We start from the raw sequence: 10,506 nt of genomic DNA, 5'->3' as shown, positions 1-10,506 counted from the left end.
CAGAAGTTGAAAGAGGTTCTCGATCTCATCTCTCCTGAAGTGATCTCCTCCATTTGTGGATGGGATTACATCACTACAGCTTTATTAAGTGCAACTTCATAGGAAATTGGTATGACTTGTCAGTTCGCTCATCGATACGTGTGCGGCTACCTTCACCGATCGCAAATACGGTCTTTGGCTTTTCTTTGAGCATCAAAGCGATCGCATCGCCGGATTTGCCGGTCTGCTGCAATCCTCAGAGGAGGTGCCGAGTCTTATCTTTGGCACTCGACCGCACTTGTGGGGACGCGGTTACGCCACTGAAGCTGCTTCAGCCGTACTTCGGTATGCATTTGATGTACTTGGCATTGAACAGGTAGTGGCAGACGTAGATGAGCCGAATGAAGCTTCAATTCGGCTACTTGAGAGGCTTGGTATGTCTCAAACCCGGCGGGAAATCGTCAATGGACGACCGCTGCTTTACTACGAGATGCGATCGCTTTAAGCAGTGCAGGAATTCATCGCGATCGCAAACTACGATCTGCAATGTCTGCTTGTCACCCAATCGGGTGAGGTGTTCTTTCCGCAAGTTTTTGTAGTATGCCTGTAGTAAAGCGCAACTTAAATTTCCGGAATTACGGCAACGTAGGCATCTCAGCTAATTTTATGATTACTTTAACAATGCGTCCTTATGCAGGGGAAGCGGATTTAGAAGCGATCGCTCACTTGATCAATTCCTGCGAAGCGGTCGATAAACTCGATGAAGGCATATCTGTATCTGAACTGCGACAGCAATTTGAAGCACCTTCATTAGACAAAGCACGCGATCTTTGCCTCTGGGAAAACTCTGACGGTAAGCTGATTGGCTTCGGACGAATGTGGATTCCCCCTGATGGCGAAATCATCGAAGGCTACATTGGTTTCCACGTCCACCCAAGCGATCGCGGCGTTTATCTGGAAAAACAGATCGTCGCCTGGGGTGAGGAACGGATGCGCGAAGTTAGCAAAGAACGCTGCATGAGTGTTAAGCTGCGCTCTGGCGCTCGCGAAGACCAAGCCGAACGCATTGCTTTCTTAGAAAGTTGCGGTTTCACTGCCGATCGGTACTTTTTCACCATGAGGCGATCGCTGGATGAACCAATACCACAACCGCAGTTTCCAGCAGGTTTCACCATTCGCCAAGTAGAAGTTGAACAAGACGCAGAAGCGTGGGTGGAGATGTTTAACCAATCGTTTATCGACCATTGGAATCATCACCCTTTAACTGTGGAGATGCTTAAGTATTATCTAAGCGACCGGGATTACAAGCCGGAATTAAACTTGATTGCGATCGCTCCTGATGGGACTTTTGCTGCTTTTTGCCACAGCAGGATCTATACAGAGGAAAATGCACGCAGCGATCGCAAGGAAGGCTGGATTGCTGTACTAGGCACGCGGCGCGGCTTCCGTAAGATTGGGCTGGGACGAGCTATGTTACTAAGCGGGATGCATCGTTTGAAGGCTGCTGGCGTAGAGACAGCCAAGCTTGGCGTCGATGCTCAAAATCCTTCAGGTGCGCTGCGACTCTACAAATCTGTTGGGTATGCCACACTTCACACCCGCATTTTCTACGTCAAGGATGTGTAGTTGGACTCTTGCTAAAAAATCTTGCTGCCGAACTCTTGACAAGTTTTGTAGTATTTGTGTAGTATAAATTTAGTGAAGCAAGAGAACCACAAGTTCACACATCATCTTGCTTCCAACTTTAAGGAGGTGTTCAAAATGGTTCACATTCGTTTTGAAGGTCGTTCTTACGACATTGAAGAAAAGCAACTAGGTGTAACGGATGGCATGAACGACAAATCCGTTAAGGAACGCCTTGCACAGCATTTTGATGTTAGAAGCGATCGCTTCCAATCCTACGTTGTCGATCGCCGTCCCAGTGGGGATTTAATTGTACGTCCAGAAGCAGTTTACGGCTAAATAATTTTGAATGTTGAATTATAAAATTAAATTCAACACCTAAAATTCAAAATTATTCAAGCCCCGCGCCCCGACAGAAAAAGCATACACACTATTGATAACGATCCTAAGGTAGTGAAGTTCGGGCGACCGAACTAGCGAAGCATTCCAAATCTCTCGTCAGATACGGTTTGCGCGTCCACTGCTAAGCATTGCTTAGTAAGAACGGTCGTAAATTGTAATAAAGCTTTTTCAACTTGCACGGGGTCACTTTCAAAGCTTTTTCCCGCGCCCTAATTTGTGAAGCATACACACATTCCCGCTTCGGACGGGGAGGTAGTGGGTTCGACTCCCACCGACTGCTTCTTAATGCAGTCGTAGCTCAACGGATAGAGCGCCAAGTGATACCAGCTTTGCTGACTTGCGCGGGATAAAAAGCCAATTTTCTTGCTGATTTAATCTGAAAAAAATGGCACGCGCCCCGATGTAAGGAGCATACAAACTGGTAACGTTCGGGAAACCGAATTGTAGGTTCGATTCCTACCCTCTCCGCTGCATGGAGAGGTGTAAAAAAAGCTTCTTTAACTTGCGCGTAGCTACTACCTTTTAACCCAACTGGAAATAAAAAATAAAGCTTCCACTTCGTACCCAAACTTAAAAAGCTTACATACTAGCTCTGTGGTAGAGCAATCGACTGATTAATCGATAGGTCGGGTTCAACTCCCGTTAACTATAGCTTTCTTAACTTGTACGAAGTGACAATTTTTTCCAAAACAGATTGCAAAATAAATAGTGCATTTTATGGATACTCAGCTTTAAATTTTGTGTTCCGCGCCCTAACCTGAAAAGCATACACACATCCGCCTGATAAGCGGGAGATGTAGGTTCAATTCCTACCGCTGCCATTATTTGGCAGTGTAGAGTAACGGTAACTCTCCAGTGAATAGCTTTTTTAACTTGCGCGGAACACCCAATACTTTCAATACGGCAATAATCGCTTCGCGCCCTAATAGATAAAGCTTACATACTAGCTCAGTTGGTTAGAGCACTTGACTCATAATCAAGCCGTGACGGGTTCAATTCCCGTGTATACCCAAACAGCTTTTTCGACTTGCGCGGAGCGATCTAAATACTACTAAGTTTATTGTTATTTTTGATATTTACTGGAGGTGTTTCTAATGTTATGCAGTTCTTCCCTAATTACAGCAAACTTAGCCATAACTGAATGGCAATTCGTCAGAATCAACAGACATTTAGGGACGATACTAAGTAATGAGCGAACACCGCTTGGGAGAAATTGTCATTGAACGTCCTCGTGGAGGCATGAGGATAAGTGTAAAAAAGCTTAAAGGCTATAAAAAAGCTCTGCAAAAGATTACTAATGAAGCAAGTGAAGATGGGTTGCTGAGTCCTTATTTAATCAAAACAAGAAAACGCACAAAGCACTTTTCAGATCATCTAGGTCCATTACGTCGCTGGTTGCGTTCTAAAGTGGGCGAATCTTGGGATAATATTTACAGCGAACTATGCCAGCAGCTTGAAACGAGAACGTTATCAGGACAACATATTCTCTCCCATGTATGGGGTTTTGTGGAAAAGGATGTTGAACTAATTGATGGAGTTCCTTATTCTACTAAATCGTGCAAGTATTTACCCAGAAATCCGCTGAATTATTGGAGAGAGCAACTTTATATCCATCCCGACACTAAAGTTCTCTGCCTAGCGAAGAAAGCACCCAACAAACCTCCCGAAAAGCCAGACAATCTAGTAGTTGTTAATGACAGCCTAGAATATCATAAAATTAACAATTTGTGGTATGCAATAAAGCTTCAAAATACACTACCAACAAATCCAGTAACAGATATTGTTTTAAAAGAAATTGCTGACGGTTGGAGTGTACGGGAGAAGCAAGGTAGAAGAATCTACAGAAAAAGTTACGCTGTCGATAAACGTCAGTGTAACAAGAAGGAAATAAAGTTCATTATGCAGCAGCTTGCAAATAATTAAACTTCTCATTCCGCGCCCTGATAGAAAAAGCTTACATACTAGCCGAATTGGTACAGGCGCTTGATTTAAGCTCAAGATTATGCAGGTTCAACCCCTGCGTATGAAACAACAGCTTTCTCGACTTGCGTGGAATGATAATATTTCATTTTTCATTATGAGGAGGAGTATAAAGATGTCTCTAAAAACAATTGAGATTGTAGAGCAATTAAAATCTTTAACACTAACCGAAGCGGCAGAATTAGTTAAGCAAGTTGAAGATACTTTTCGAGTTGATGCTTCGCCTCGCCAGCGGACAAGTATTATTGAAATAATCGAGGAAAAAAGTGAAGAGCTTTCTGTACAAACTGAGTTTGATGTAGTTCTGGAGGAAGTTCCTGCTGATAAGAAGATTGCAATCCTCAAAGTTGTACGGACTTTGACTAATTTGGATCTGAAGTCAGCAAAAGATTTTGTTGAGTCAGCGCCGAAAGTGGTGAAAGAAGCGATCGCACTCTCCGATGCAGAAGAAATCAAGCAACAGCTAGAAGCAGCAGGCGCTAAAGTTTCTCTGAAGTAGTTTGCACTCTCGCAGTTGTGAAATATCAGTCAGTCAGTGAGATAGAAAGTCTAATTGCGGCATTCGAGAATTGCACCCTGCCACGAGACGAGTGGAATCATCGCGCACACTTAACCGTTGCAGTATGGTATCTCACTCGTTACTCAGAGGCGGAAGCGACGAAGAAAGTATGCGATCGCATCCAGCGCTACAACCAAGTTAATGGCATCCAAACCACCAACGACAGCGGCTATCACGAAACCATAACTCTATTTTGGATTCGGATCATCAGTAGATATCTGTCGATTGCAGGGAAAAATTTTTCTATCGTAGATATTACTAACGAGTTTATCAAAAATTACGGTAAAAAGTCTTTTCCCTTGCAATACTACAGTCGCGATCGCTTAATGTCTTGGCAAGCTCGAATAAGCTGGATCGAACCGGATTTGAAACCTTTAGATTAGCAGGGATGACAGTCTCTTGCTTGGCAAATTATAATGGCAGTTGTCGCCGCGCCCCAACAGAAAAAGCTTACATACCCTTTTAAGGTAAAAAAACAGCTTTCTCGACTTGCGCGGCACCAAATTACTTGCGTGCGACATCTGCCTCCTTAACACTTCAAGATGCAATGGAGGTAGTTGCAATGAATACGCTAGAACGCGACTTGCGTTTGGAAATGCTCAACAGTCTGCTGACTACGCCGCACCGGGAATTGGGTAAGGTCGCAGAAGTGCATAAAATGATGGTGGAACTCGATCCACTATTTTACGGACACCTGGCTGTATGGTATCAGCGCCACGGTGATGTCCGCGACCACCAGGAAGTTTTTGTTGGTAATTTGCTTACCAGCAGCTTGAACGAACATCGCGGTGCAGGTTTCATGATGCTACAAGAGTTTCCGCCTTACCAGGTGGCGCGGATTGTAGACTTTATGAAGCAGCATCAGCAAAAGTTGCCGCGTTCGGCGCGGACTGCGGTGCGGCGTTATTTGCAGGAACGGGAGAAGAATGCAACGTTCTTTGATCGCGCTGCGGTGCGGGGACGCAAGGCGATGAAGCATCTGTATGCAAGTTTGCACATCCGCCCTAGTGATCGCGCTAACGCCGTACTATTCAAAGATGCACCGCCTGAAGATAGTCTTGCGTTTGCACTCAAGCAGCTTGCAAAAGCAGAGACACCAGAAGCACAAGCACAACTAATTGCAGAACACAAAATTCCCTACACTGTTGCCATTGGTGCGGTGAAGGAAGTAACGCCAGAGGTGCTGATGGCCCTGGTTAACGCCATGTCACCGCAGGAGGTCATCAATAACCTCAAGTCACTCCAAGCGCGAGGTGCGATGGAAAACGCTGAAGTGAAGGTGTTGATCGATGCAAAACTGGCAGAAGCTGCAACACGCGATCGCGTCTCTGCATTCAAGGCGATGAAAGCCGCAGGTGTTGCCAATGTCGATGATGCAACTGTGGCGCAACTAGAGCAAGTTGTCAACGAACAGGTGAAAAAGCGGGGTAAGATTACCAAGTCTACCGCCTTGTTTGTAGACAAAAGCAGCAGCATGACTGAAGCGCTGGAAGTCGGAAAGCAAATTGCAGCTTTGATTTCTGGCATCAGCGAAGGTAACTTATTTGTTTATGCCTTCGACACCAAAGCTGTTGAAGTAAAAGCACAAGGTAAAGCGCTGTCAGATTGGGAGAAAGCTTTCCAGAAGCTGTTTCCGGATGGTTGCACCAGCATCGGTGCATCGCTGGAAAAGATGCGGCAAAACAAACAGTCGGCAGAACAAATCATCATCGTTACCGATGAAGGCGAAAACAACGCTCCTTACTTCAACGCAGTTTATCCCCGATACTGCGAAGAGTTGAAGGTAGTGCCTAATGTAATTATCGTCAGAGTCGGCAATCACGGCAACTACTTAGAAAAGCAATTGCAACAGTCTCAAGTATCGCTGGAGACATTCACCTTCGCAGGTGATTACTATTCACTGCCAAACTTGGTGCCATTATTGTCTCGTCCATCTCGACTTGAATTGTTGATGGAAATTCTAGAGACACCGTTACCAGTGCGAGTTGATAACTAGATAGGCTCACTTGTAGCGCCATAGTAGCGTGAGAAAACCTAACCCCTAACCCCTTTTCCTTGTAAGTAAGGAGAAGAAAAAAGCCCCTTTCCTCGCAGGAGAGGGGTTGGGGAGAGGTCAACAAAATTATTAGTCAAGGAGGAATCTAACATGGTGGAAATAACTGCAAAAGCCGTCAAAGAACTGCGCGTACAAACAGGTGCAGGCATGATGAATTGTAAAAAGGCGCTGGATAAAACCAATGGCGATATGACCAAAGCGATCGCATGGTTGCGCCAAAAAAGTATGAGTAGAACATGCGGCGGAAGCCATCGTATTTCGGCAGAAGGAATTATTGACAGCTACATTCATACTGGCGGTAAAGTTGGCGTGCTAGTGGAAGTGAACTGCGAAACTGATTTTGTAAGTCGCAGTGAAGTATTTCAAACCCTGGTGCGAAACATCGCCATGCAAATTGCTGCTTGTCCGAATGTGGAGTATATAAAAGTAGCAGATATTCCGGCTGAAATTGTCGAGAAAGAAACAGAAATCGAAATGGGGCGGGATGACTTAGCTAACAAACCAGCAAATATCAAAGAAAGAATTGTTCAGGGACGAATTGAAAAGCGCCTGAAAGAAATGTCTTTGATGGATCAGCCTTACATTCGCGAGCAAAATATCGTGGTGGAAGAACTGGTGAAGCAAAGCGTCGCCCAACTCGGCGAAAATATCCAAGTGCGTCGCTTTGTCCGCTTTAGGTTGGGCGAAGGCATTGCAAAGCCAGAAAGCAACTTTGCCGAAGAAGTCGCTGCACAAATGGGCGATAGGGAATAAAACAAGCCTTGGCGAATGGAATTCGCGGCTACACAAACAAAGTCCGCCTGCGCGGACTATCGGAAAATTGAGAATATTGAAACCCGCGAAGGCGGGTTTAGTCTGTGTAGCTGCGGTTTCAACCGCCCACTCAATTATCGGAAAATTGAGATATTAAAACCCGCCCACTCAACTAGCCTTGGCGAATAGAATTCGCGGCTACACAAACCAAGTCCGCCGGCGCGGACTATCGGAAAATTGAAACCCGCGGAGGCGGGTTTAGTTTCAACTGCCCAATCAACCGCGGTTTCAACCGCCTAGACCAAAATAAATTATTTAGGAGTTAATTCCCAAGTACAAATAGTTGATTTTTGTTGGTGGTGCATCCCCTGGTTGCGGATATAATCAGCCACTTTATCGATAGCCTCATGGCTGACAGTAAAAGCCCCGTAGCTACCTTGCTATTTAAAAAATTCACTAGGTTTAATTTCGTGATTAATTAGATGAGAAGAACTACCTTTAACTTGCTTAACTAAATTAGATACAGCCAGAGTAGATGGGAAACTCGTTAAAATATGGACATGATCTTCAATACCGCCAACAGCGATTGCCGTGCATCCGAGTTGTTCACACTGCCTAATGATAGCTGCATAAATTATCTTCTGGATTTCAGGTGTAATTAGAGGTAATCTATCCCAAGTAGCCCAAACACAATGAAGATATAACTGCGTAAAATTTGCTCTCATCTCGCCTCTACCTAAATATGCAGATTTTTTAACCACGATTATCGCATTTAGTCCGCGCAGGCGGACTTCGTTTGTGTAGCTGCGAATTCCATTCGCCAGGTATTCTTCAATTAAGAAAGGTAAGACTAATTATGACAAAAGCTCTCAATCATGTTGATGTTTGCTTTGTAATTGATACAACTGGCAGCATGGGTAGTTTCATCCAAGAAGCAAAACAGCAATTGTTGGATACAATTCGTTTGTTGTCAGCTGACAGTGATATCGATTTGCAAGTTGGTTTAGTAGAATACCGCGATCACCCTCCACAAGACACCAGTTTTGTAACTCGCATCTATCCGCTGACTGCAAAGTTGCAGGAGATGCAGAAGAACATCAACAAACTGGAAGCTAATGGGGGTGGAGATCATCCGGAAGCTGTTTATGATGGTGTTCAGGATGCGGCTAACCAGATGAAGTGGAGACGCAACAGTTGTCGCTTTATTCTGTTGGTGGGTGATGCACCGCCACACGGTTTCCACGCAGATCGTGACGCTGAGGGCTTCACGCATACCGATCCGGCGCGATATCCTAATGGTTTAACGGTGCAGTCGGTAACAGCGTCGGCGGAAAATCAGCGGGTAACGGTTCATGCGTTGTGCATGGGAGGCGATCGCGCTACGTTGCAGTCGTTTACCGCGATCGCAACTGGCACGAGTGGACAATGTGCCTCTGTCCGCGATGCTAAAGATGTTATCAGTCAGATGGTAGCTATGCTAACTAGCGAATTCCGTAACTTGGAATTTGACGGTAAAGTATTAGATACGGTACAGCGTCTTGGTTCTCTAGATATCAGCGCTACTGCTGAAACTCTCGCTTGTCCAAGACTGCAAGTTGCATCTGCGATCGCACGACTTGGAAAGCGTGGTTTTTTGGATGCATTAATTGTCTAGGTAATGCTTGCGTGCCCTAACTTTTAGAGCATACATACTGTTTACGAGAGGATAAGTATCCGTGGCTTCGACTCGATCGAAGCAGCGAACGTGGGAGGAAGGGGCGAAGAACCTGGGAGGTAAGCGATTAAGTAGCTATCCTTTAAATAGTGTGTAATAACTAACCAGCGGAGTTCCTTTTCGATTGCGATCGCTTTGCTCTATTAACTTGCACGCAAGCAATCCCTAATATATATAATTAATGGCGAAACAACGACTTGACACCTTATTAGTAGAACTTGATTTATGCACCTCCCGGCAGTTAGCACAACGGCTAATTCGGGCTGGGGAAGTAATGGTCAATCAGCAAGTCATTGATAAGCCGGGAACTGAGGTAGAAACCGAGGCGCAAATTAAAATTAAAGAGCGATCGCGTTTTGTTTCTAGAGGTGGTGAAAAACTCTCCAAAGCACTTGAAGAATTTGGCATTTCCGTACAAGATCGGGTTTGCTTAGATGGCGGAATTTCTACAGGCGGATTCACCGATTGTTTGCTGCAAGCTGGGGCAAAAAAAGTTTATGGCGTTGATGTTGGTTACGGACAAGCTGACTGGAAATTACGCAACGATGCGCGGGTAGTGTTGAAAGAACGGACTAATCTGCGCTATCTCACACCAGAGGAATTGTACGGTGATGAACCGCCAGCAGATTTAACGGTTGTAGATGTGTCGTTTATTTCCCTAACCAAAATTCTCGATGCTTTGTGGAAATTGACACAGCCTCCCAGAGAAGCGGTGTTGCTAGTAAAGCCGCAGTTTGAAGTTGGGCGATCGCGTGTTGGTAAAAAAGGTGTGGTGCGAGATCCTGACGATCAGGCAGATGCTATTTTCCAAGTGTTACAAACCGCGCAAGTGTTGGGATGGCAATATCGCGCCTTAAGTTGGTCGCCCATAACTGGCCCTGCTGGTAATATCGAGTATCTGTTGTGGTTGGATATGGATGGTGCCACACCACCGCCGAGTTTGCAAGCCATTAAACAGATTACCGAAGCCGCTGCATCTCACTTTCGGGATAATCTTAAATCGTAAATTTTTCTGTCAGTTTTGATACCGTTTAGCTCTATTCAGGTCAAATTGAGACAGAAGCAAGCCTTAAAAGTAGAGGGTCAAAGCATGAGTACCCAAGACCAAGCACGGGAATTGATGGCGCAGCACCGTCACCACGACGAACACTTACACGAGTCTATGCGAAGCCGTGCAGAGGCTGAGGTACATCAAACCCACCCTGCTGACGCCCATACCCAAGAACAGGCGCGGGAATTGATGTCGCAGCACCGTCACCACGACGAACACTTACAAGAGTCCATGCGAAGCCGTGCAGAATCAGAATTAGGCGCTGCCGATCGTGGTGCTGATTCTTCCCAAGTACAATCTTGATCTGAATTTAAAAGTTGAATTACACTGAGAACTTCTCCTGCGCCCCTTCCCTGTGAGGGAAGGGGTTGGGGGTTAGGTTTTGCGTT

The 10,506-nt window shown here is 45.4% G+C and carries 10 protein-coding genes, 2 tRNA genes and 2 pseudogenes; 13 read left to right on the top strand and 1 reads right to left on the bottom strand.

Annotated features, from left to right (window positions below; translation table 11 throughout):
• Positions 1-148: 148 nt before the first annotated feature.
• The 10 genes and pseudogenes from NC994_RS15160 to tsf all read left to right on the top strand — a co-directional run.
• Positions 149-484 (top strand): annotated as a pseudogene (locus NC994_RS15160) (GNAT family N-acetyltransferase); the annotation flags it as partial.
• A gap of 161 nt (positions 485-645) precedes the next feature.
• Entirely contained in the window at positions 646-1,605 is a 960-nt protein-coding gene (locus tag NC994_RS15155) for a GNAT family N-acetyltransferase (RefSeq protein WP_190433108.1), read from the top strand.
• 135 nt (positions 1,606-1,740) lie between these two features.
• On the top strand, positions 1,741-1,941 hold the full coding sequence (locus NC994_RS15150; protein ID WP_190428392.1) for a hypothetical protein: 201 nt from the start codon (positions 1,741-1,743) through the stop codon (positions 1,939-1,941).
• Positions 1,942-2,945: 1,004 nt separating this feature from the next.
• Positions 2,946-3,016 (top strand) — tRNA-Met (locus NC994_RS15145).
• A 176-nt stretch (positions 3,017-3,192) separates the two neighbouring features.
• A complete protein-coding gene (locus tag NC994_RS15140) occupies positions 3,193-3,927 on the top strand; it encodes a hypothetical protein (RefSeq protein ID WP_190433107.1) in 735 nt (244 codons plus the stop codon).
• Positions 3,928-3,958: 31 nt separating this feature from the next.
• A tRNA-Leu gene (locus NC994_RS15135) sits at positions 3,959-4,033 on the top strand.
• 66 nt (positions 4,034-4,099) lie between these two features.
• Complete coding sequence (gene rplL, locus NC994_RS15130; RefSeq protein ID WP_190433106.1) at positions 4,100-4,483, top strand: 50S ribosomal protein L7/L12; 384 nt, start codon at positions 4,100-4,102, stop codon at positions 4,481-4,483.
• Positions 4,484-4,500: 17 nt separating this feature from the next.
• Positions 4,501-4,926 carry a hypothetical protein gene (locus NC994_RS15125; protein WP_190433105.1) on the top strand — a complete coding sequence of 142 codons (426 nt, stop codon included), beginning with the start codon at positions 4,501-4,503 and terminating at the stop codon, positions 4,924-4,926.
• Positions 4,927-5,105: 179 nt separating this feature from the next.
• Entirely contained in the window at positions 5,106-6,539 is a 1,434-nt protein-coding gene (locus NC994_RS15120; RefSeq protein ID WP_190433104.1) for a hypothetical protein, read from the top strand.
• A 150-nt stretch (positions 6,540-6,689) separates the two neighbouring features.
• Positions 6,690-7,352, top strand: a complete 663-nt coding sequence (tsf, locus tag NC994_RS15115) for a translation elongation factor Ts (protein WP_190433103.1) — start codon at positions 6,690-6,692, stop codon at positions 7,350-7,352.
• Between the two features lie 311 nt (positions 7,353-7,663).
• Here the strand turns inward: tsf and tnpA are convergent.
• Positions 7,664-8,077: pseudogene (gene tnpA / locus NC994_RS15110) on the bottom strand (IS200/IS605 family transposase).
• A 131-nt stretch (positions 8,078-8,208) separates the two neighbouring features.
• Here tnpA and NC994_RS15105 point away from each other — a divergent pair.
• From NC994_RS15105 to NC994_RS15095, 3 genes are all read left to right on the top strand, one after another.
• Positions 8,209-9,006 (top strand): vWA domain-containing protein, encoded by a 798-nt coding sequence (locus NC994_RS15105; protein ID WP_190433102.1) that lies wholly within the window; start codon positions 8,209-8,211, stop codon positions 9,004-9,006.
• Between the two features lie 241 nt (positions 9,007-9,247).
• Positions 9,248-10,072: a TlyA family RNA methyltransferase gene (locus NC994_RS15100; RefSeq protein ID WP_190433101.1), complete on the top strand. Its 825-nt coding sequence runs from the start codon at positions 9,248-9,250 to the stop codon at positions 10,070-10,072.
• Positions 10,073-10,156: 84 nt separating this feature from the next.
• Entirely contained in the window at positions 10,157-10,420 is a 264-nt protein-coding gene (locus tag NC994_RS15095) for a hypothetical protein (RefSeq protein ID WP_190433099.1), read from the top strand.
• Positions 10,421-10,506: the final 86 nt, after the last annotated feature.

It is taken from the genome of Trichocoleus sp. AS-A1 (assembly GCF_039962015.1).
In the GTDB taxonomy this organism is placed as follows: Bacteria; Cyanobacteriota; Cyanobacteriia; order Cyanobacteriales; family FACHB-T130; genus FACHB-T130.
Note: the sequence above shows the minus strand (reverse complement) of the source record. Positions and strands in the feature narration are given on the sequence as shown.